We start from the raw sequence: 21355 nt of genomic DNA, 5'->3' as shown, positions 1-21355 counted from the left end.
GTTGGCGATGCCATTGGGGCGCTGGCGACCCTAGGAGGCAACCATCGCCGCAAACAATGTCTCGAACTCGGTTTGATGCTCGAGCCCCGCCACGAATCCAAGCACCGCAGCCTGTGCCGATGCATCGAGATGCGGCATCGCCATGCGCCGGAACTTGCGCTCGAAGTCGCTATCGGTCATTGGCGTTTCGACCGAACCGGGACCGGTGATCATCTCGCTCACGACCAGCTCGCCGCATTTCAGGGTTACGCAAACACGGTTGGCAAGGTGCCGCGGAAACAGCGCGGTGAGCGCCGGATCTTCGACGACGCTGACTTTCTCCATCAAGGCAATCACTGCGGGATCGGCGATCTTTTCTGCGGCGTACGAGCCGACCGTGATATCGCCATCGAGCAAGGCCCGGGCGACGTTGTAAGGCAGGCTGTGGTCAGCCGTTTCGCGGGTTTTCGGCAGCCATTTCTCTGGGGTATCGGCGAGTACCCGACGGTTGAATTCAGACGTTTCGATTGAAATGGCGGCAATGTCCTGCACGCCGTCAATCCGCTTGCGGATATCCAGCGCGGCCCAGACGGCCGTGTGCAATTCGCCATTGGTGGGAAACGTCTTGGTCAGCGAGCGCCGTATCGCGTAGTCGCCGTTGCCGGGCGTGCCGAAACGACTGATGTCCAGGTCGAACGGTCCGCTAATCTGTTTGAAGAAGCCCATCTCGCCTTCGAAGATCGGCGACGGCCCGGTCATGCCATGGCGCGCCAGTTGCGCGGCGAAAATCGCGTTGCGAGCGGCATTGGCCGCGGAACAGCCCTTCCAATCGGACAACGACCCGCTGCGCACTTGCCGCATCGCCAAATGCCCGCTCAGGGCGATGTTGATCGCTTGCTCGGTCTGCGCCACGTCCAGCTTCATCAAGTTGGAAGCCGCCGCCGCCATCGCGACGTTGATGTAGTTCACGTGGTCCCAGCCACGTTTGTTCAGGCTCGCCACATCCTGCAAGCGCATTTGGATCTCATACGCCAGGACGATGGCCGAGACCAACTCAGCCCCGGATGCGTTTTCGGCTTGCGCCACCGCCAGGCAGGCCGGGATGTTATCGCTCGGATGGCCGGGCTCCAGGCCCATGTAGCCATCGTTGTAGTCCAGGAAACGAACCATCAAGCCGTTGGCGAAAGCTGCGATTTCCGTCGTTGTTCTGAGGTTGGTGCCGAATACGCTGGATGATTGCGCCGTGTTTGCAGCGGCGTAACAGAGGGCAGCCTTGACCGGGTCAGCCCCGTAGGCGCCCAGTATGCACGCCAGGCTGTCGATGAAACGCTGGCGTACCAGTTTGATGATGTCTTCGGGCAGGCGTTGGCTACGAAATTCATGGGCATATTGCGCAAGGCGCATCGCAACGGTCGGGTCCGTCATAGTTACCTCGGGTAAACAGGGGGTCGGTCCTCGTCCTTGAGGCGCACAAATCAAGGCTCGAGCGGGCGCCCGGCCTCAGTCGACGATCACGTCCAGCAGACGGACGTATTGCTGGCCGGCGTGCATGTCGCGCTCGACCATTCCGCCCTGGGGCGTCGCACGGGGATAGGAGATCTTGACCATTTCCAGATCCGGCACCGGGATGCGCTTGACCCGTTCCGGGTCGGTGCCATAGAGCGTTGCGAATTGAGCCGGCGAGAGTGCCGCGCAATTGGAATAACGTTCGAAATTCTCGCGTCCGTTGAAAAAGATATCGAACGTAACCCAGAACGGCCCCGCTTGTTTGGATCGGACGTGCCGGCATACATCACGCAACTTAGTCATTGTGCAAGTTCCTTCACAGCTATTGTGGTGTCCGACAGATCAATCCACTTCAAACGAACCAATTCAAGGGGATTCTCAAGTTGCACCACGTGATTCAACTTGAACTCGAATATTTGCCCGCGAGGTATATCGGCCGGTGTAAAGGCAAACCCATAGGAAGGCAACTCCTTACCCATCACGCTTGGATAATGGAAGAAGTACGGATTACACGCCTGGGCAATGGTATTGGCCATTTCCTGCGTTGCAGCCGTGGCGACAAACAACATCCCTATTTCCGGTGGCGGTAACGTTCCGGCTGCGGGTTTGACACCGGTCACGCCATTCCACCCGTACATGCGCAGGGAAATATGAAACTCGCCCAACTCTTCAGCGGGAATCGACTGACGTGTTCTCTTATATAGCGCGTCCAGCAAACGGTCATGAAAACCATCGATGTCCTTTAGCACATCGGGGTCCTGGATGCCCACCAGCATGATGGTTTGGTACAAACCGGCGGCAGCGCCTTCCAACTTCATGGTGTAAGGCATCGGCTCCCATTGCGAGCCTTCTACCCGAACAGCCCGCCCATTCAAATCGGTGTAGCGCGCCTGGGCCACGTTCAAGATTCCACCGGGCTCCAACAACCGGAACGGGTCACTGTTTTCGTAGAGCATATGGGCCGATACGCTATGGGGCGTGCACTGGTTGTCCAGGCTCAACGGCTCGACTTCGAAGCCGTTCGCGTCAACACTGAGCAGGATCCCCGACCCTAGCGTCGGGTTGACGGCGCATTGCACGCCGCATTCACCGGTCTTGCCGGCATGCCAGGACGGTCCCCATGGCGCGCCTTTCCAAATGGGATAGCAGCCTATGACGGCTGTGTCGGTCGAACGGCCGGCCAATATGATATCGGCGCCCGCGTCCAGCGCGGCGAGGAAGGGTTCAACCCCTAGGGCAGCGACAATGTGCTCACAGGCGTCCACTGTCGCGTCGTCCAACTCGGCGTGGGGCGGCAATGGTTTGATACGACCTTCAGCGTTCAGCTTTTTAATGGTTTGCTTGTCTTGCTCGCAATAAATGAGCGCAATCTTTGGTGACACACCCAACTCCCCGGCAATTTCCAAGGCAATATCACGCGTCCAATCAAGATTCAGATCGCCGCCCGCCTGCCCCGAAGTCCCGACAATAATCGGCACGCCGGATTGCGCCTGGGCCTTCATCAGAATAGTCAGGTCGCGCTTGACCGCGCCTCGGTTATTCTTCGATTTGCCAAGGGCAAGATAAGCCGCGCCGCTGTCGGTTGAACCCGCGTCCGTGGCAATTACTTGCGCCCCCGCCGCCAGCCCATAAGCAATTTCTTCTTCTCGTACACCCGCTCCCAATGAACCACAGGGGACAATCACTTTTACACAACCTTCAAATAACTGCTTCATGACACCCTCTTCTTGGCGACTCAGTGCGCCAATAATAGGGGCTGCAATTACGTTGACAAGTGGACAGATTTTGTCCATATAGCCCTGCGAATTAATGCTCTCGAAAGGCTACCGCAAGATAACTTTTAATGATTAATCGTGTTTATCCTGCATAACTAACGAAGAAAAAAATCAAGTACAGATATCTGTTCGAAGGCGCTCGAAGCGCACATGGCAACACGTTCAAAACGGCCGTCTGTCCCACCCGTGGCTCTTCCCAGCCATCGCTTCAAGGGACGGGAAAAAGCGCGACATGACGCCCTCCGTGACGTCAACAATCCGTCACCAAAAACCTCCCTATAAAAACTTTTATATGAAGCGCCATTTTTCCGACAGATGGCACTGATGTCCCATTGCTGAAGATTTGTGAGCGGGCTCATCATCCGCCGCATGATCGCTGTGCGTTCAGGCGCTAAAACCGCGCTGACACAGGACGTAACCAACCGCATCGCTCGCTGGAGCAACATTAGGATGATGACTGTCTATTTTCTTGTCATGAGGATCTGTAGTGGCATGGAAGGCTGTGTGGAAGAGCGAAACCCCGGGCCGACCTATGCATCCAGACAGATGTGTATTGAAAGCGCGCAAGTCATGGCACCGCGCAAAGGCGTGAAATACAAATGCCGCAGCGAGCGGTTATGGGTCTCCGACGAAGTGCAGAGCCCGGGCGGTTACGACGCGGTCGTTTCAACCAAGGTCAAGGAACAGCCCTTACCTTGAGTGGGCGCAAACCGCTCCGTTATCCTTCCAGTGTCAATGACATATCCGGGTAACGGGCGCACAGGAAGTCCACAAACGCGCGAACCTTCGGCGCCGCCAGGCGCCTGGAGGTGTGCAGGACCCACAACTGTCGCTCGGCGCTTGCGACCATCCCCCACTGGACCAACTCGCCGCGGGCCAATTGATTCCAGGCAATCGATTTCGGAAGCAGCGCGGCGCCCCCACCCGCGACCGCGGCGTCGCGAATCATCAGGTAGGAAGAGAACCACAGCTTGGGGATGGGCTCCAGGATCAAGCGCCCATCATCAAGATTCCAGTGGGTCGGCTGGAAATTGGAAGGCACGATACTGGGGACTGGCCTGACCGCTCCGGGTTCAGGCTTGGCCACGCCAGGCGCGGCCACGACTACCAACCGGTCCTTGGCGAAGCAACGTCCGACGAGATTGCTGTCCGGGCTTGGGTTGACTCGGATGGCGACGTCGAATTGTTCCTCGACGAGATCCACCAGGCGGTCCTCCGCCCGCACATCGATCGTCACCTGCGGATAGGCCGCGCAGAAATCCGCGCCAATGCGCCCCATCGTCAATTGGGAAAACAGGACCGGCGCCGCCACCCGCAAGCGTCCGTTAGGCGTCGACACGCCTTCCTGGGTCGCCGTCATGGCTTCGATCACCTCCCCCAGCGGCCCTTCGGTCCGGGCAATCAGCATTTCGCCGGCTTCGGTAAGCTTGAGGCCACGGGCGCTACGCTCGATCAGCCTGACGCCCAGCTGTTCCTCCAATTCGGCGATGCGCCGCGACAAGGTGGCTTTCGACCGGCCGCTCGCGCGGCTTGCCTTGCCCAATCCTTCGTTGGTGGCGACCAGCGCGAAATCAATGAGCGCATTCAGGTTCATGTTGTTCCATTTTTGAAACGAGGTGTTTGCATTCTGGCGCCTTCGTTTTATCCCTGCAACGCCCTATCGTCTGGTCACTGCAATGCCATTCCTTGATATCAGCGACAGGAGATTCACATGAGCATCTTGATCACCGGCGCCACGGGCACCATCGGTTCTCTCATCACCACACGACTTGCCGAGAAAGGCGCCGAAGCGAAGGCCCTGGTGCGTCAGCCCGGCAAGCGCGACTTCCCGGTTGGCGTGACGGAAGTCGTTGGCGACCTGACCGACGTAGCCTCGATGCGCGCCGCGCTCGCGTCGGTACGCACGTTGTTTCTACTCAACGCCGTCACGCCGGACGAAGTGACACAGGCCTTGATCACACTCAACCTGGCGCGTGAAGCCGGTATCGAGCGCATCGTCTACCTGTCGGTGATACATGCCGACAGGTTCACCAATGTCCCGCATTTCACCGGCAAGCATACGGTGGAGCGCATGCTCGAAAGCCTCGACATGCCGGCGACCATCCTGCGTCCGGCGTATTTCATGCAGAACGAGCTCATGGTCCGGCAGACCATCCAGGACTATGGCGTATACCCGATGCCGATCGGCTCGGCCGGGGTCTCGATGATCGATGCGCGAGACATCGCCGACATCGCCGTCGCCGAATTGCTGCGACGCGACCGGGCTCCCGCTGCCCTCGAACGGCTCACGCTGGAACTGGTCGGCCCCCGGGCCCTGACTGGCGCAGCCGTGGCGCAAACCTGGGGTTCGGCGTTGGGCCGGGAGGTGGTTTATGGCGGTGACGACGTGGCCGCCTTCGAAACCCAGATGGCGTCGTTCGGCCCTGGCTGGCTGGCCTACGACATGCGCCTGATGATGGCCGGTATCCAGGCGTTCGGCATGCAAGCCGAGGCAGGAACGGTGGAGCGACTCCAAGCCATTCTGGGCCGTCCGTTGCGCAGCTATGAAGACTTCGTTCGCGAGGCCGTCGGCGGCGCTTGAATGACCGCTGCCGGTGGGAGGCGATGACCTTTCACCGGCTTGCGACAAATAGCTTTCAATTTCATATGCAGCCGATACTGTAGCGGCATCCTCATTTTTCCAAGCTATCGCCCATGAACCCCAAGCTTGCCGAATCTGCCCTTGAAAATGATCCTGCGAGACCTGAACCGATCAGCTTGCGCGTCGCCTTCTGGTTCTGGCTGAAGCTGGGCTTCATCAGCTTCGGCGGCCCAGCGGGACAGATTTCGATCATGCATCAGGAGTTGGTCGAGCGACGGCGCTGGATCTCCGAGCGACGCTTTCTTCATGCCCTCAACTATTGCATGTTGCTTCCCGGGCCGGAGGCCCAGCAGTTGGCGACCTACATCGGCTGGCTATTGCATCGGTCCTGGGGCGGCGTAATCGCCGGCGCCCTGTTTGTATTGCCCTCTCTTTTCATCCTGATCGTCTTGTCCTGGGTGTACATCGCCTTTGGTGAAGTTCCGGTAGTGGCCGGCCTGTTCTACGGGATCAAGCCAGCAGTGACCGCGATCGTCGTGCAGGCGGCGCATCGAATCGGCTCCAGGGCGTTGAAGAATAATTGGCTTTGGGCCATCGCCGCCGCCTCGTTCACGGCGATCTTCGCTTTCAATGTTCCGTTCCCGCTGATTGTGCTGGGTGCGGCGCTGATCGGTTACATCGGTGGCCGCCTGGCACCAGGAAAATTCCAGGTTGGTGGGCACAGCGCCGCCAACAAGTCATTCGGCCCGGCCCTGATCGATGACGAGACACCCACGCCCGAGCATGCCCGGTTCAGTTGGCCAAGGCTGGCATTGCTGGGATTGATTGGCGCCGTGCTGTGGGCCTTGCCAATGGCCGCCCTGACCGCGCTGTTTGGTTGGGAAGGCACGCTGACCCAGATGAGTTGGTTCTTTACCAAGGCCGCGCTGCTGACCTTCGGTGGTGCGTATGCGGTGCTTCCCTATGTTTACCAAGGCGCGGTCAGCCATTACGGCTGGTTGACTCCGACTCAAATGATCGACGGCCTTGCGCTCGGCGAAACCACCCCCGGGCCGCTGATCATGGTCGTGGCTTTCGTAGGTTTCATCGGGGCGTATGTCTCGCAAGTGTTTGGCGCCGATCAAGTGTTCCTGGCCGGTGCCGTTGCGGCAGCGTTGGTGACGTGGTTCACCTTCCTGCCCTCCTTCCTGTTCATTCTCGCGGGCGGGCCGTTGGTGGAATCGACTCACAACGCGCTCAAGTTCACCGCGCCGCTGACCGCCATCACCGCGGCGGTGGTCGGGGTCATCCTCAACCTGGCGTGTTTCTTTGGTTACCACGTGCTCTGGCCAACCGGGTTCAGCGGCAGCCTCGACTGGCCTTCGGCGTTGATAGCGATCGGGGCGGCGATTGCGTTGTTTCGCTTCAAGCGGGGCGTGATCCAGGTATTGCTCGGCTGTGGGCTTGTTGGCTTGGCCGTGCACTTATTTCGCTAGATTGATGTTGGCCCGACCCGCCATGAAAATCACACGGTTTGCTGCGCTTCGCCGTTGCTTCGTCAGATCCTGTAATAAATCGTCTCGTGGGAAACGCTGGAAACCATTGTAGGATTTCTTCCCCATTTAACCTCAGGTCTGTATGAAAACCCTTCAGGAACCCCCCAGTCGCCGTTCAACGAACAACCGCCTCTCCCCCGTCGCCGCGCCCTGGGCAGGCTCGTCGCAGCCTCTTGCCCTCGCACTGACCGGTCGAGGGAGCAAATAAACCATGGAATGGATCGTTGATCCCACGGCCTGGCTGGGCCTACTGACGTTGATCGTGCTGGAGCTGGTGCTCGGCATCGATAACCTTGTCTTCATCGCCATCCTGGCCGATAAACTTCCCCCCGAACAACGCGACCGTGCCCGTGTCATCGGCTTGTCCCTGGCATTGCTGATGCGCCTGGGCCTGCTGGCGAGCATTTCGTGGATGGTGACCCTGACCAACCCGCTGTTCGAAATCTTCGGCAAGACGTTCTCGGGCCGAGACTTGATCATGCTGTTCGGCGGTGTGTTCCTGTTGTTCAAGGCAACCATGGAACTGCATGAGCGCCTCGAAGGCCACGTGGCGCAACGCTCCGGCAATGCTGCCTATGCGTTGTTCTGGCCCATCGTCGCGCAGATCGTGGTGCTGGACGCGGTTTTTTCCCTGGATGCGGTGATTACCGCCGTGGGCATGGTGGAGCACCTGTCGGTCATGATGATCGCGGTGATTTTCTCCATCGGCTTGATGATGATCGCGAGCAAGCCGCTGACCCACTTCGTCAACAGTCATCCGACCGTCATCATGCTCTGCCTGGGCTTCCTGATGATGATCGGCTTCAGCCTCACCGCCGAAGGGCTGGGCTTCCACATTCCGAAGGGCTATCTGTACGCCGCGATTGGCTTCTCGATCCTGATCGAAATGTTCAACCAGTTGGCACGCTCGCGGCGCAAGAAAAGCCTGCAGGGTTTGCGGCCGATGCGCGAGCGTACCGCCCACGCGGTGATGCGCTTGCTGGGCGGCCAGAAGCTCGGCCCCGACGAAGTCGGCGAGGAAATAGCCGACATGTTGGCCGGCGAAGAACCCGAACAGGTTTTCCATAGGCGGGAACGGGTGATGATCAGTGGCGTGCTGCAATTGGCGGAGCGCCCGATACGCAGCGTGATGACTCATCGCGCGCAGATCGATCACCTTGACCTGGCGAACACTGCGCAGGAAATCCGTACGACACTGATGCATTCGTCGTATTCACGCTTGCCGTTGATCCGCGAAGGTCGCGTCGACGAACCCTTGGGCTTCGTCCACAAGAAAGAGCTGCTTAAGGAAATGCTGGCGGGCAACCCGCCGAATCTGGAAACCATGGCGCGCAAGGCCATCAACCTGCTGGACAGTTTCACGATCCTCAACGCACTGGAACAAATGCGTAAGGAGTCAACCCACATCGCCTTCGTGGTGAACGAGTTCGGTGATTTCGTCGGCCTGTTGACCATGACTGACATTCTCGAGTCCATCGCCGGGGAACTGCCCGATGCCAGTGAAATCGAGGGTCCGAACATCGTTGCCCAGGAGGGAGGTTTTCTGGTCAGCGGCGCCCTGAATCTCAGCCAGGTCCGCGAACATATCGGCTTCCAGGCGAAAGCGACGGAGGACTACCAAACGCTCGCCGGCTTGGTGATGAGCTTGCTGGACCGTCTGCCCATCATCGGCGATAGCCTGCGTTGGGAACAATGGAGCATGACGGTCGTCGAGGTGGAAGAGCGGCGGGTGACCCGGGTGTTGTTACGCGTCGAGGACCAGGGCTGACCTGATTGTCCGGGACCAGCAGCCGGGGCCGGCGGCCGCGAAGCGCATACCATGGCCGTTCGGTAGCCAGGGTATGCGCTGCAGCGCTGTCGCTCACCCGCTGATGTAACGCTCGAAACGCGCCACCAGGAACGCCCTCAACACCTGGACCGCCGGCGTCAGCGAGGTCCGGTGGGCGCACACCAGTTGCAGCGGCGCGGGCTGGCCATAGTCCGGCGGGAAGATTTCCACCAGGCGCCCGCTGCGGATATCGTCCATCACATCGAGCTTGGATTTGTAGACGACGCCAAGTCCCGACACCCCCCAACGCCTGACGATGTCAGCGTCATCGCTGATGCGGTTGCCCAGCACCTGGACGGTTTCCACCCCCTGCGGCGTCTGGAAACTCCAGCGTTCGAAGGTCTGCTCGCCCATCACATAACGAAGGCAATTATGCCTGCTCAGCTCGCCGGGCGTTTCTGGGCGGCCATGGCGTGCAATGTAGTCGGGCGAGGCACACACCGTCCGTCTGTTGGACGGCGCGAGCGCCAGGGACACGAGACTTGAATCAGCCAACTGGCCATAACGAATGCTCGCGTCCAGGTGTTCGGTAAACAGATCAGCCACCTGGTCGCTGACGCGCAACTGCAACAGGACCTTGGGATGCAACTGCTGGAACTCATCCAGCCATGGCAGAAGCAGGTTGCGGCCGATGTCCGAGGGCATGGACAAGCGCAGCGTCCCGGAAATTTCATCGCGCCCCTGGGCCAGGGCAAGCTCCCCATTTTCCAAGGCCTCCAGCGCCTGCCGCGCGTGGCTCAGGTACCGCTCGCCGTCATCCGACAAACGCAGCCGCCTGGTGGACCGCACGAACAACCTCACCCCCAGGCTGGCCTCGAGTCGTTGCACCGCGACGCTCGCCAATGCCGGAGAGATGTCCAGCAACCGTGCTGCCGCTGAAAAGCTTCCGGCATCCGTCGTGGTCACAAATACTTGGAGATCATCGACTCGAATGATTCTTTTCACGCTGTCATGTCTCTCGGTTTATCCAGCAATTTTTTTCTGAACCATTGTCATGAGGTTTGCGCCGACGTCCTCGATGCTTTTGTTCTGCGCAACGACCTGGGCCCCTTCCATCAGGTACGTGAGCTCCATTGCCACTTCGTCCGGCTCGGGCAGGCCAGCTTCTTCACAGAGCGCGACCAATCGCAAGAACTGACGCTTTTTATGTTCCTCGATCAGAACGCGGGCGGGATTGGCCGACTCGGGTATTTCCGCCAGCGAATTGGTGAATGGACAGCCCCTGTATGACAACGCCGAAAGGTCGTGGGCGATGAACTCGGCAAACCCGAGAATCTGCGCCTTGGGATCGTCGATGTGTTGCGCCGACAGCGCCTCGAAGACCTCGGCATATTTCTCGACGAGCAAACGTAGCCATTCAAGCACCAGCGCGTCTTTCGAATCGAAATGCCGGTACACCGTCATCTTGGTCGACTTGGCCTTCGCCGCGATGGCATCCACCGTCACCCGACTGATGCCCTCGCTGAAAAACAGCGCCTCGGCAGCATCGAGAATCCTTTCTTTGGGGGCTAACTGGGGAATACGTTCGGGCCGCATGATGCTCTCCGCTTGACATCGATACTCGACGGTATCTTACTATACCAATCAGTATCACTCGATACCGACGAGTAAATCATAACGCTTTTGCCAGGCAATTGGCTCGGAGAAATGTGATGAAAAGCGCTGAATACGCCGAATACGATGCACTGGGCCTGGCTGAGCTGATCGCCAACGGTCACGTCACCCAAGATGAAGTCCGGGCCGCGGCCTTGTCCGCTATCGAACAGCTCAACCCGAAAATCAATGGGCTGGTAGAGGTTTGGGAAACTGAACCCGAGGCTCCGTCCGGGCCGTTCCAGGGCGTGCCGTTCCTGGTCAAAGACCTCGGACTGACCGCCAAAGGGCGTCTGAATGAGCTGGGCAGTCGCTTGGCCGCCGGATGCATCGCCGACGAAGACTCCACCCTGATGACGCGCTTGCGCCAAGCGGGACTGGTGACCCTCGGCAGGACCAACACGCCGGAACTGGCGGCCAGCACCACCACCGAAGCCGTATTTCCAGGGCCGACACGCAACCCGTGGGATCTGAGTCGCAGCGCAGGCGGGTCAAGCGGTGGTTCGGCCGCCGCTGTAGCCGCCGGCCTCGTACCGGCGGCGCACGCCACCGATGGCGGCGGCTCTATCCGCGTACCCGCCGCCGCCACCGGACTGTTCGGGCTCAAGCCCAGCCGGGGCAGGATTGCGATGGGCCCGGCGGTGGACGAAGTATGGGCCGGGCTTGCGGTGCACGGTGTCGTCAGTCGAACCGTGCGTGACAGCGCTGCTTTACTGGATGCCATCGAGGGCGCCGCCCTGGGTGATCCCTTTGAGATCCCCAGACCGCAGCAGCCCTATCTATCCGAATTGAATCGCGCCCCCGGGTCACTGCGCATCGGCCTGCTCCCGCATCCGCTGAACGGCACTCGCTGCGCCGAGCCGGTCGCGACAGCCACTCGCCAGGTTGCCGCCCAGCTCGAAGGCCTGGGGCACCGTGTGGAAGAGATCCGCCTGGACATCGGCCTGAGCTGGGACGCCTTCGTTGAAATGAATGCCCGCTTCTGGTCAGCCAACACCGCAGCCTGGATCAATGCCATCGCAGCGGCAACCGGCCGGCCCGTCGATGACAGCACACTGGAGCCCGCCACGCTTTCGCTGCATCGAATGGGCAGTGAACTCACTGCCATCGATCTGCTTGGGGCCATGCATTCAAGGAACCTCGTCACTCGCAGCATGGGCAGCTTTTTCTGCAACTTCGACATCTTGATGAGCCCGACACTGCCAGCGCTGCCTCCTGCCATTGGCCACTATAACGAAGGCCAGGAGTTCCTAGATGGCAGGGGCTGGATGGATCGGGTCTTCAGCCATTCGCCGTTCACCGCATTGGCAAACGTGACGGGGTCCCCTGCCATGTCCATGCCACTGGCGTTCGATCCGCATACCGGCCTGCCAATCGGCATGCAGTTCTCGGCGGGTTTTGGTCGGGAAGACAGGTTGCTGCGTCTGGCGGGACAACTGGAGGGTGTGTTGCCTTGGGCTGGACGCAAACCCGAGGTTTGGGCTGGGAAGCTTTGACGCGGGGGGCTTACACCACGACGGCTTCAACTTGAAAACATAAAGTCCGCACAGCAAAAACCACTCATTCGAGTGGTTTTTTTGGCTGCACGCGACCCGGTTTATTTCCGCCCTTCGAAATTGACCATCCAGGCCACTCCGAAACGGTCCTCGAACATCGCAAAACGTTCCGCCCAGAATGTCTGCGCCAATGGCATTTGTACCTGGCCGCCCTCGCTCAAGCCTTTGAAGAGTCGCTCAGCCTCCTGCGCGCTGTCGACGTTGAGGGAAACCGACACGCCCTGCGGCTTGCTGAACGGCTGGCAAGGCGAGCAGTCGGAAGCCATCAGGCTGAAATCGCCGACCGTCAGGCAGGCGTGCATGATCAGGTTTGGGTCCTTGGGCATGCCCACGTCCTCTGGCGCGTCGGCGAAGGACATGGAAAACAGTTCGCCGCCAAGCACCTCCTTGTACAACGCAAAGGCTTCCTTGCAGCGGCCGTCGAAGGTCAGGTACGGAATGATTTTCATGGTGCTTTTCTCCTGTCACCGTTTCATTGTTGACCAGACATCTGAGCCCGCAAGCGATCTTCCTGCTCGCGCAACTCGGGGGTAAAGGACTCGCCAAATTCCTCGGCTTCGAAGATCTGGCGAATCTCGATTTCACTATCGCTGACCATCGGGTTCGGGCAACGCTTGACCCAGTCGATGGCCTCCTGCAATGAACTGACCTGGAAGATCCAGAAACCGGCGATCAGCTCCCTGGTTTCAGCGAAGGGGCCCTTGACGACGCTCCGGTCCTTACCAGAAAAGCGCACGCGCACGCCCTGGGCACTGGGATGCAGGCCTTCACCGGCGAGCATCACCCCGGCCTTGACCAACTCTTCGTTGTAAGCGCCCATGGCGGCCAGCAGTTGCGCGCTGGGCATTTCCCCGGCTTCCGATTCCGGACTGGCCTTGACGATAACCATAAATCGCATGCTCGAATCTCCTTAGAGTAGAGGACTGTTGAGCCGTCCGTGAGAGGGCTCCATGACTAATCGAATGGGGGCAGGCGAAATCGACAAGGTCGCTCGATTATTTTTCAGATGGCTTATGCAGACCGCTGGAGCATCTTCGCCAAGCGCGACGCTTGAACCTGGCAAGGCCCCGGGCCTGGGCCCGGAATTGCCATATGTGCGGCGTATCGCAGCAGATCATTACTTCTTGATCGCTATCAGCAGGTCGAAAAGCAACTGCGCGACGGGCGACAATGTTCGCCCGCGACGTGATATCAGCCCCAAGGTCCGGCTGATCGCCGGATCCATCAGCGGGCGCGTGCTTGACTTCACAGAACGACCGGGGCCGGACATCGCGATTGGCCAGGGCCTGGTCGATCAGAAAGCGGTTGCCGCTGCCTTGCGCCAGGCTGATGTAGTCCACCTCGGTCAGGTCGTCCCACGTCAGCGATTCACGTTCGGTCAATCGAGACCTCGGCGACTTCCAGAAAAGCACGATCAAGTGGGCGGTGCTGCTTTCGCTTCTGATGACGGGCTTGTCGTTGCTTACCGGGGCGATAAGCCTGTTTACCTGACGGCCCAAGACGAAACTGGTCGAAGTTAATGGAACTGCTATCGTCAATAAAGACCTGAGTAGTTGCGATCTATTTCGTATCCAGGTCTTCATGGAGTGATGATGTCAGAAGCAGTGGAACTGCTCGCTATAGATGAATGGGCCAAGCCATCGCCACACAGCGAGTGTGACGTGATTATCGTCAACTACAATGCCGGCGACCTTTTGCTGGCGAGTGTCAGGTCGGCGTTTGCGGCCGGTGCCTCCAAGGTGATCGTGGTGGACAACGACTCCCGCGATGACAGCCTGATGCTGCTTGCGCGAATCGACGCTGCGACCGGCTCGCTTCGGATTGTCCGTAATGCCACCAACCTCGGCTTCGCTGCGGCGTGCAACCAAGGTGCCCGCCTGTCGGAGGCGTCCAATCTGCTTTTCCTGAACCCGGACACCGAGCTCGCCGCCGATGCCATAGACCGCATGCTGCAGGCACTGCGCAGCTCACCGGGGATCGGCATGGTCGGCGGCTTCCTGTGCAATCCGGACGGCAGCGAGCAAGCGGGTGGGCGCAGGGTGTTTCCAACGCCCAGGCGAGCTTTCATGCGGGCCTTCGGCCTTTCGCGGCTCTCGGCTCTTTTCCCATCGGTGCTGTCCGATTTTTTACTGCACAAGGAGCCGCTGCCCCGCGTTCCCGTTGCCGTCGAGGCCATTTCCGGGGCTTGCATGCTGGTCAAGCGCGAAGCGATCGAAAGCGTCGGGCTTTGGGATGAGGATTATTTTCTTCATTGCGAGGACTTGGATTGGTGCATGCGGTTCCATCAGGCCGGCTGGCGCGTTCTGTTCGTGCCGCATGCCCGGGTGATGCACGTCTTCGGCGGCTGCAGCCGTCACCGTCCCTATTTCGTCGAGTGGCACAAACACCTGGGGTTCCTGCGTTTCTATCGCAAGTTTTTCCGTCGCAAGTACCCAACCGTCCTATGGGTCAGCGTGATCATCGGGGTCTGGCTTCGATTCGGCCTGGTGGTGCTTCGCCACGCGACTAACCGGCTTGGACAAACCTGGAATCCACGGTAAGAGAGCTCAAGTGCGGATAGGACTATTGGGCGGCTCCAGCTTCCTGGGCGAGCGCGCATTGCCATTGCTGACACAGGCCGGCCACTCGACGACATCATTCACCCGAAGCCCGCCAAAGCCGCCCTGCCCCGGTGTGACGTGGCGAAAAACCGGCGACTGGCACGGACTGACGCTGGACACTTTCCTATCCTTTGCTCCTCTTTGGGTGTTGCCCGATTATCTAGAGCGTCTTGCCAGCACCGGCGTCAAACGTGTTGTGGCCCTGTCCTCCACGAGCCGCTTTGCCAAGCAAGCATCGCCTGACGTTCGGGAGAAGGACGTCGCGCAACGCTTGATAAACGCAGAAGAACAGTTGGAACAGTGGGCGACCGAACGGCGGATCGAATGGGTGGTCCTGCGACCGACCCTGATCTATGGCTTTGGCGCCGACAAGAATATTTCAGAGATAGCGCGCTTCATCCAACGCTTTGGATTTTTCCCGCTCATTGGCGGCGCGACTGGGTTGCGCCAACCGGTGCATGGTGCGGACGTAATCCAGGCGTGCCTGGGCGCCTTGAGCGTGCCGGGGCTGCCCAGTGGCGCCTACAACCTATCGGGAGGAGAAACGCTGCCGTACCACACGATGGTGGGCCGGATATTCCAGGCCATGGGACGCCCGGCGCGAACATTGCCTCTTCCCGCCGGAGCGGTGAGCCTGGGCGTTTCGATCCTGCGCTGCCTGCCCCGCTACCGACACCTTTCAAGCGCATTGGTGGCGCGGATGAATCAGGACCTGGTGTTTGACCACTCGAATGCCCGTGATCGGCTTGGCTTTGCTCCCAGGGCATTTCATTTGATGGATGAGGACTTGCCTGGGCGATGAACATGGGCCTGCCAAGCGCCCCATTTGCTTTCGTAGTACGCCTGGTTCTTATCCCAAAGGGCTTGGTACTCACCACTGGCGATCAGCTTCCTGAAGGACGCCTGCCCGTAGTGATGAACGAACGCATCTTCGGCACAGACGGTGCGATAGCCCGCCGCCTGCACGCGACGGCTGTAGTCATCGTCTTCGAACATTCCGATACCGAATGCTTCATCCAGATACCCCACCTCGTCGAGGATGCCTCGGCGAAATGCCACACAGAACATTGCGAGCATCGGGATATCGAACGACTGTCCGGTGTGAGCTTGGGTGTGACGGTCTGCAAACGCCTGCATATGTTGAATATCGGTGTAGGAAATTTCAATTTTCGCTTCGTTTCCGACCGTGTTCGTGACCGGCCCGACCAAGCCGATGCTCGAATCCCTCAAATGCATGACCAACGGATCCAGCCAGCCGTCAGGCACTACCGTGTCGTTATTGAGCAGCAGCAACACGTCACCATCGGCTTCGCGCAAGCCCTGATTGTTGGCCGCGGCAAAGCCCCGATTGTCAGGATTGAGGATAACTTTTGTCGTCGGCACCTCTCGACTCAGACGCTCCAGATACTCCCTCGTGCCGTCCTCCGAGCCGTTGTCGACGACGATGAGCTGGTAGTTGGGCCAGGCGGTATTGCGCAAAATACTGTTTACGCATTGAACCGTCAGGTTGAGGTTGTTGTACGTCACCACGACGATGGAGACTTTTTCGTACAGCCCGACAATAGCCTGTTGCATGCTGTTGTAGCGGTCCTTCCAATCGTTGGCCCGGGCGAGTTCCACACGTCGCTTGAACAGGGCCAGGTCGCGCTCGGCCAAGGCCCGTTCGATCTGCTCGATGAACTCATCGACACCGGTTGCGAAGTACAGCAGGTCTTCATAAAGGCTCATCTCCGCCAGTGGCGTGGAGATCACCGGTTTGCCTGCGCTGATGTACTCATAGAATTTCACCGGATCAACCGCATGCGTCACGTTATAGAGCCTGAAGGGAATCAGGCAGGCATCGAAATGATCCAGGTAAAGCGGCATTTGCGAGTAAGGCTTGCGGCCCAGCAATTGCACATTGGGCTTGTGCTCCAGGCCCGCCATGTCCTCGACGAAAACGTCTCCCACCAGAATGAAATTCCACCCTGGGCGCCTGTCCGCCAACGCCGCCAGCAATGGGTAATCGAGCCATTGCGCCAGGGCGCCGTAGTACCCGATAACCGGGCCGCAAAGCCCGCTCAGCACATCGTTGCTAAAACAGTGCTGGCGAAAAAAAGCGAAATCCACGGCATTTCGCACCAGCACGCAACGAGGGTTATGGGCGGACCATTTCTGGTGTAGCAGCGCGGCGGAAACAGTGACGACGTCCGCCTGGGCGATCAAGGTCTTTTCCTCGTCCAGCAGCTGTTCGCCGATGTTCGGGAAACCATCCCAGTCATCCATGCAATCGTAGAGGACGCGCCAGCCACGTTCGGCACGCAGGCTGAGCACCACGGGACTCCAGTAGGCTATATGCACCACTGTGAGCGCGGTCCTGATGCGCATATCGGCAATCAGCGCAGCCAAGGCACCAGATAACGCCTGATGATTTTCAGGTGTCACTGTTTTTTCGTAATACGCCTCTTGCGCCCCTCGCTGCAGTGCAACTTCAAAGACATTGGGCGCCACTGACGTCAAACGATAGGGCTCTCCCTGCTCCGGCACACTGGAGGGGACGATGTAGAAAACCCGATGACCATGGTTCGCAAACTGACTCATCAATTGCTGGGGTCGCTGGAAGCGTGCGGCCCAATCGATGTTGGCGAAGCAGAGAATATCCAGGCGCCCTTGAGTGGCGAAATCCGGTTGCGCCTCAACGTTCGGCAACGGCTCCGGTGCCGCCGGGTAGACAAGTGCGGCGGCGGGTTCGGGAAGTTCCTGCGTTGCTGCGCCAAAACCATAACGCATCACACGGAAAAGCGAGCGCAGTGGCCGGGTGAAACGCCACGAACGGGTGTTTTGCAGGAACTCGACTTTCGCCAAGGCAGTGTCGCGCTCATTGATGGCCGCGTCTCTTTGGGCCAACGCGGCGTCGCGGTCGATCAAGGTTCGGTCGAGCTCAAGCACGTGGGTACCCATGCAGCGGTGTGTTGTCGCCGGGCGGCCACATGGAACTGACTGACCCTGGTCGATAGAACGTAGCCGTCAGGCTACGGCGGGAAGCATGGCAACCGCTCACCACGGGAGTGACCGCATGCCAGGAATTATCCGAGCGCACCAGAACCGCCGAATTGCCCACCAGCGGTTCAATCTCGGCCGCCACGGCGGTGGGATCGTTGCGATGCAGGATGTTCAGGCAACCGCCGTCGTTGCGGTCCCAGGACTCGTTGAAATACAGGATATGGGTGACCAGTTTATCCGGCAGGTCCGGATGGGCCCCGAGGCTCGCACCGGGACCGTAATGAAAAACGTTGACCTCCATGGGCACGGTACGCAGATCGATCCCGGTCATTTCCGACATGGCTTCTCGATAGCCGGCCGAGCCGAGATCCCGCGCCAGCCGCAACCACGCTTCGCTCAGCTCCTGCGGGAAGGCAATCGCGTTGGTGCCCATGCCCACCAGGGCGCGGGCCTCGTAGTCATAGTTTTTTTCGCCACCATATCCGCTCACGGTCTTGAAATGATCGTGGGGAAAGGATGCCGCCAACGCCGTTGCATCCTCGGCCGAATACAGGCCGTCAATTTGCGCCCATGAGTACGGGTGAGCTTTGAGCGCCGCACGCGTGAGACGAGAGATATCTAGCATTGTCTGTTCCTGTTCGCTGTCAGGTTTCTGATACCACGGGCGATGGAACGCAGTGGCGCGGTCATTCGGAACGAATTGGAATTCTGCAGCTCAAGCATCCTGGCGTCACTGAGGGCCAACTGCTGGCTGAGCTGGACTATCCGATGTTGCTGGGCCAGGTCCTGCGCAGCGAGGTCTGGCGCCGGCTCGATGATGCCCGGCTCCGGTACGATGTGGCTTGCCGTCGACTCAACCGCCAACGGTTCATGTCCCTGGACGGCGGCTTCGAGCAGATTGGGCAGGTGCTGCATAAACGCGCCCAATGCAGGTTGGGATGAGGTTTTACCCTGGCGAATGATCGTCGCGACCCGATCCCAGTGCTCGACCAACCGATCCGCCGCCTCGAGCGCCGCCGGCGATGGACGGGTCTTGCCGACGCGCGAAACGAACCATTGCGGGTCGATCGTCCCAGCCTCCGGCAAGGCATGAAGCGAGTCGAACCCCGCCAGTGCCGTGTACTTGCCCGTGGTCAGGTCCGCCGAGCAAAACACCGGGACGCCAAACGCCAGGGCGGTGATCGCCAAGTGGTAGCTATGGCCGATCACCGCTTGCGCCTGGCTGATAATCTCTGCCATCAGCAACGGTTCTGGCCAGACCGCCAAGGTAATGGCCCCGGGCAGGCGCGCGGCAATGACGGACGGATCGTCACCCAACACCGGACCTATCGGCACCACCAGGAACTGATAATCCTGGAACGCCTCGGGGTGGTCTTCGAACAGTTTTACGAAGGACTCCACCACGTGGATGGCGTGGATCACGATGTAGGGCCCCGTCAGCCCAGCGCTCTCGCGCAGGCGAATGAACTCAGCGCAGGGCTGCTGCTCGTCGATCAAGCGGGGCAAGCCGAACGCGGTATCGGGCAGCACCTCGATCTCGGCGCGCTGGGTGAGCGCGCCAAGGGTGTCGCGCGTGAGGGCATCACGAACCCTCACGTACTGGCTTTGCTCCAGGGCCATCGTCAACAATGGCCTGGCCCAATCGGGGACACCGTTGCAGTGCATCCCGGGGGCGTTCCAGATCACCGGAATCGCGTGCTGCAGCGCGATCAGCGCAGGCGTCAGCCAATAGCCGGTCGGGTGATGAATATCGGGCGTTGTCGGACCATAGCCGTGGGCAACGACTTTATCGAATCGAATCAGGAAACCGCCGCCGATCAAGACGCCATCCAGGCGGGCCGCGACATGGGGAAGCTCCGTCAGCGACGTTACCGCGTAGGGCCACTCAGGTGGTTTCTTTTCATGGTAGGAAAACCGATGCAGCTCGACTCGACCCAAGCGCTGGGCCAACTCCGCCTCGGCAATGATCGGAAACAGCAGGTCGCCGTAATTCTCGACATCAAAAGTGCCACATATAGCAACCTGCCATGTGTGCTCGTCCGGGTGTTCCGTCATCGTTTCCTCTCCTTGAGTCCGACAAGCCTCGGCAAGCGTCTCAACCGCTCGCGAGCCGACCCGCTGCAATCCCAGGTCGACCATGCCCAGAAAATTCCTGTGGTTTGGCAACATACCGAACGCTAATGGCGCGACCTGTTTCTCGATCAACTGCGAGGTCTCTTCCGTGGCGCCGTGCAACAGCTTGAGGGTGACATGATAGCGTCCCTCGGCGAGGTTGGCCGGGAAGCGCACCGTGATCGCCGACCGCCGCCAGCCGTTTTCGGCCGGGCCCGGTGACAGCGCGAAGTTGCCGCCGCCAATCACCAGCAGCCTTGCCTCTTGCACAGTGAAACTGATGTTGGGTTGCGTGATCGATTCATGCAGCACCACCTCGACGCGGATCTCGATGTCATCGCCATACAGGTAACTGGAGCAAGGCTGTTGGGTATTGGTGAAGCAGGCAGCGCTGATGTGCCCCTCTTCGGTCCCGAAGGCGATCCCCTCCTGGCCACCCATGAACGGCTTGCGCGTCACCTGTGTGGCACCGCCACTGGCCCAGCGCCGTTGCTCATCACGCATGTCGAGCAAGTGCAACTCGGCCATTTCATCGGGCGATCCGCTGGCGACGACCCGCCCGCCGCGCAGATAGATCACCCGGTGGCAGAAGCGCTTGACCATGCTCATGTCATGGGAGACGAACAGCAGCGTCGTGCCTTTGGCCGCCAGCTCTTCGAGCCGATTCAGGCATTTGAATTGAAAGGATGCATCGCCGACGGAAAGAGCCTCATCGACGATCAGGATCTCCGGCTCCACACAAACCGAAACGGCGAAAGCGAGCCTCACCAGCATCCCGCTGGAGTAGATCTTGGTGGGCTGGTCGATAAAGTCGCCGATGTTGGCGAAGGCGATGATGTCTTCGAACCGAGCGTCGATCTCCGCGCGACTCAAGCCCAGCACCGCCGCATTCACATAGACGTTTTCGCGGCCGGTGAACTCCGGGTTGAAACCGGACCCCAGCTCAAGCAACGCCGCAATCCGGCCATGCCCGCGGACGCTTCCCCGGGTCGGCGTCAACGTTCCGCAGATCAGTTGCAACAGGGTGGATTTGCCACTGCCGTTACGGCCGATGATGCCGACGGTCTCCCCCTTGGCGATGGTCAGGGAAACATCGTCCAGGGCCCAGAACTCGCGGTAGAAACGCTTCCTGCCGCGCACCAGCATCTGCAACAGACGGTCCTTGGGCGCCTCGTAAATCTGATAACACTTGCTCAGGTTCTCGGCACTGATGGCCACTTCAAACGACATCGGCAAAACCCTTCCATGAATCACGACCCTATTGCGGCGCTACTGAATCCGTCCTTCGCTGGGTGCTACGAATGAGTT

18 protein-coding genes and 2 pseudogenes are annotated in these 21355 nt (G+C 59.7%); 8 read left to right on the top strand and 12 right to left on the bottom strand.

All coding sequences use genetic code 11. From position 1 onward, the window contains the following. Positions 1–30: 30 nt before the first annotated feature. From J3P76_RS11305 to J3P76_RS11295, 3 genes are all read right to left on the bottom strand, one after another. Entirely contained in the window at positions 31–1404 is a 1374-nt protein-coding gene (locus J3P76_RS11305; RefSeq protein ID WP_434559233.1) for an MmgE/PrpD family protein, read from the bottom strand. Positions 1405–1479: 75 nt separating this feature from the next. After that, positions 1480–1788 carry a DUF4387 domain-containing protein gene (locus J3P76_RS11300; protein ID WP_420763680.1) on the bottom strand — a complete coding sequence of 103 codons (309 nt, stop codon included), beginning with the start codon at positions 1786–1788 and terminating at the stop codon, positions 1480–1482. Beyond that, positions 1785–3200: an acyclic terpene utilization AtuA family protein gene (locus J3P76_RS11295; protein ID WP_434606112.1), complete on the bottom strand. Its 1416-nt coding sequence runs from the start codon at positions 3198–3200 to the stop codon at positions 1785–1787. Before J3P76_RS11295 ends, J3P76_RS11300 begins: the two co-directional genes overlap by 4 nt. A gap of 405 nt (positions 3201–3605) precedes the next feature. On the opposite strand from J3P76_RS11295, the gene J3P76_RS11290 reads away from it, so the two are divergent. Next, entirely contained in the window at positions 3606–3959 is a 354-nt protein-coding gene (locus J3P76_RS11290) for a hypothetical protein (protein WP_420763678.1), read from the top strand. Positions 3960–3978: 19 nt separating this feature from the next. Here J3P76_RS11290 and J3P76_RS11285 read toward each other — a convergent pair whose 3' ends face one another. After that, positions 3979–4854: a LysR family transcriptional regulator gene (locus J3P76_RS11285; RefSeq protein ID WP_434606115.1), complete on the bottom strand. Its 876-nt coding sequence runs from the start codon at positions 4852–4854 to the stop codon at positions 3979–3981. A gap of 117 nt (positions 4855–4971) precedes the next feature. On the opposite strand from J3P76_RS11285, the gene J3P76_RS11280 reads away from it, so the two are divergent. The 3 genes from J3P76_RS11280 (at position 4972) to J3P76_RS11270 (ending at position 9144) form a co-directional block, all read left to right on the top strand. Next, positions 4972–5841 (top strand): NmrA/HSCARG family protein, encoded by an 870-nt coding sequence (locus J3P76_RS11280; RefSeq protein WP_434559239.1) that lies wholly within the window; start codon positions 4972–4974, stop codon positions 5839–5841. Between the two features lie 113 nt (positions 5842–5954). Continuing rightward, positions 5955–7316, top strand: coding sequence for a chromate efflux transporter (gene chrA / locus J3P76_RS11275; protein WP_434701950.1), 1362 nt, complete (start codon positions 5955–5957; stop codon positions 7314–7316). Positions 7317–7587: 271 nt separating this feature from the next. Then, entirely contained in the window at positions 7588–9144 is a 1557-nt protein-coding gene (locus J3P76_RS11270; protein ID WP_434701949.1) for a TerC family protein, read from the top strand. A 93-nt stretch (positions 9145–9237) separates the two neighbouring features. Here the strand turns inward: J3P76_RS11270 and J3P76_RS11265 are convergent, their stop codons facing one another. After that, positions 9238–10140 carry a LysR substrate-binding domain-containing protein gene (locus J3P76_RS11265; protein WP_434702033.1) on the bottom strand — a complete coding sequence of 301 codons (903 nt, stop codon included), beginning with the start codon at positions 10138–10140 and terminating at the stop codon, positions 9238–9240. Positions 10141–10167: 27 nt separating this feature from the next. Continuing rightward, the gene (locus J3P76_RS11260; protein ID WP_434701948.1) at positions 10168–10740 is read right to left on the bottom strand and encodes a TetR/AcrR family transcriptional regulator; all 573 of its coding nucleotides are present in this window, start codon (positions 10738–10740) and stop codon (positions 10168–10170) included. Between the two features lie 116 nt (positions 10741–10856). On the opposite strand from J3P76_RS11260, the gene J3P76_RS11255 reads away from it, so the two are divergent. Next, on the top strand, positions 10857–12293 hold the full coding sequence (locus J3P76_RS11255) for an amidase (RefSeq protein ID WP_434701947.1): 1437 nt from the start codon (positions 10857–10859) through the stop codon (positions 12291–12293). A 101-nt stretch (positions 12294–12394) separates the two neighbouring features. On the opposite strand, the gene J3P76_RS11250 is transcribed toward J3P76_RS11255, so the two are convergent. Next, complete coding sequence (locus tag J3P76_RS11250) at positions 12395–12802, bottom strand: VOC family protein (protein ID WP_434676406.1); 408 nt, start codon at positions 12800–12802, stop codon at positions 12395–12397. Positions 12803–12825: 23 nt separating this feature from the next. After that, a complete protein-coding gene (locus J3P76_RS11245) occupies positions 12826–13251 on the bottom strand; it encodes a YciI family protein (RefSeq protein WP_434559249.1) in 426 nt (141 codons plus the stop codon). 52 nt (positions 13252–13303) lie between these two features. On the opposite strand from J3P76_RS11245, the gene J3P76_RS11240 reads away from it, so the two are divergent. From J3P76_RS11240 to J3P76_RS11230, 3 genes are all read left to right on the top strand, one after another. Next, positions 13304–13873 (top strand): hypothetical protein, encoded by a 570-nt coding sequence (locus J3P76_RS11240; RefSeq protein WP_434701946.1) that lies wholly within the window; start codon positions 13304–13306, stop codon positions 13871–13873. Between the two features lie 72 nt (positions 13874–13945). Next, entirely contained in the window at positions 13946–14893 is a 948-nt protein-coding gene (locus J3P76_RS11235; RefSeq protein WP_434701945.1) for a glycosyltransferase family 2 protein, read from the top strand. Between the two features lie 25 nt (positions 14894–14918). Further along, positions 14919–15755: an NAD-dependent epimerase/dehydratase family protein gene (locus J3P76_RS11230; protein ID WP_434647831.1), complete on the top strand. Its 837-nt coding sequence runs from the start codon at positions 14919–14921 to the stop codon at positions 15753–15755. Here the strand turns inward: J3P76_RS11230 and J3P76_RS11225 are convergent. The 4 genes and pseudogenes from J3P76_RS11225 to J3P76_RS11210 form a co-directional block, all read right to left on the bottom strand. Beyond that, entirely contained in the window at positions 15722–17881 is a 2160-nt protein-coding gene (locus J3P76_RS11225; protein WP_434701944.1) for a glycosyltransferase, read from the bottom strand. The genes J3P76_RS11230 and J3P76_RS11225 overlap by 34 nt on opposite strands. Beyond that, entirely contained in the window at positions 17874–18560 is a 687-nt protein-coding gene (locus J3P76_RS11220) for a 2OG-Fe(II) oxygenase (protein WP_434647836.1), read from the bottom strand. The genes J3P76_RS11225 and J3P76_RS11220 overlap by 8 nt, the downstream gene beginning before the upstream one ends. Continuing rightward, a pseudogene (locus tag J3P76_RS11215) lies at positions 18554–19867 on the bottom strand (polysaccharide pyruvyl transferase family protein); the annotation flags it as partial. The gene J3P76_RS11220 and the pseudogene J3P76_RS11215, both read right to left, overlap by 7 nt. Positions 19868–20020: 153 nt before the next feature. Then, a pseudogene (locus J3P76_RS11210) lies at positions 20021–21277 on the bottom strand (ABC transporter ATP-binding protein); the annotation flags it as partial. Positions 21278–21355 lie beyond the last annotated feature (78 nt).

Origin of the sequence: Pseudomonas sp. D1-36 (assembly GCF_051132205.1) — a bacterium.
In the GTDB taxonomy this organism is placed as follows: Bacteria; Pseudomonadota; Gammaproteobacteria; order Pseudomonadales; family Pseudomonadaceae; genus Aquipseudomonas.
The sequence above is the reverse complement of the archived record's forward strand: the minus strand, read 5'-3'. Positions and strand labels throughout refer to the sequence as shown.

Bases quoted from the DNA above. Each gene is read 5' to 3' on its own strand.
- J3P76_RS11305 (WP_434559233.1), bottom strand. From the start codon at position 1,404: ATGACGGACCCGACCGTTGCGATGCGCCTTGCGCAATATGCCCATGAA.
- J3P76_RS11300 (WP_420763680.1), bottom strand. From the start codon at position 1,788: ATGACTAAGTTGCGTGATGTATGCCGGCACGTCCGATCCAAACAAGCG.
- J3P76_RS11295 (WP_434606112.1), bottom strand. From the start codon at position 3,200: ATGAAGCAGTTATTTGAAGGTTGTGTAAAAGTGATTGTCCCCTGTGGT.
- J3P76_RS11285 (WP_434606115.1), bottom strand. From the start codon at position 4,854: ATGAACCTGAATGCGCTCATTGATTTCGCGCTGGTCGCCACCAACGAA.
- J3P76_RS11280 (WP_434559239.1), top strand. From the start codon at position 4,972: ATGAGCATCTTGATCACCGGCGCCACGGGCACCATCGGTTCTCTCATC.
- chrA (WP_434701950.1), top strand. From the start codon at position 5,955: ATGAACCCCAAGCTTGCCGAATCTGCCCTTGAAAATGATCCTGCGAGA.
- J3P76_RS11270 (WP_434701949.1), top strand. From the start codon at position 7,588: ATGGAATGGATCGTTGATCCCACGGCCTGGCTGGGCCTACTGACGTTG.
- J3P76_RS11260 (WP_434701948.1), bottom strand. From the start codon at position 10,740: ATGCGGCCCGAACGTATTCCCCAGTTAGCCCCCAAAGAAAGGATTCTC.
- J3P76_RS11255 (WP_434701947.1), top strand. From the start codon at position 10,857: ATGAAAAGCGCTGAATACGCCGAATACGATGCACTGGGCCTGGCTGAG.
- J3P76_RS11250 (WP_434676406.1), bottom strand. From the start codon at position 12,802: ATGAAAATCATTCCGTACCTGACCTTCGACGGCCGCTGCAAGGAAGCC.
- J3P76_RS11245 (WP_434559249.1), bottom strand. From the start codon at position 13,251: ATGCGATTTATGGTTATCGTCAAGGCCAGTCCGGAATCGGAAGCCGGG.
- J3P76_RS11240 (WP_434701946.1), top strand. From the start codon at position 13,304: ATGACTAATCGAATGGGGGCAGGCGAAATCGACAAGGTCGCTCGATTA.
- J3P76_RS11235 (WP_434701945.1), top strand. From the start codon at position 13,946: ATGTCAGAAGCAGTGGAACTGCTCGCTATAGATGAATGGGCCAAGCCA.
- J3P76_RS11220 (WP_434647836.1), bottom strand. From the start codon at position 18,560: ATGCTAGATATCTCTCGTCTCACGCGTGCGGCGCTCAAAGCTCACCCG.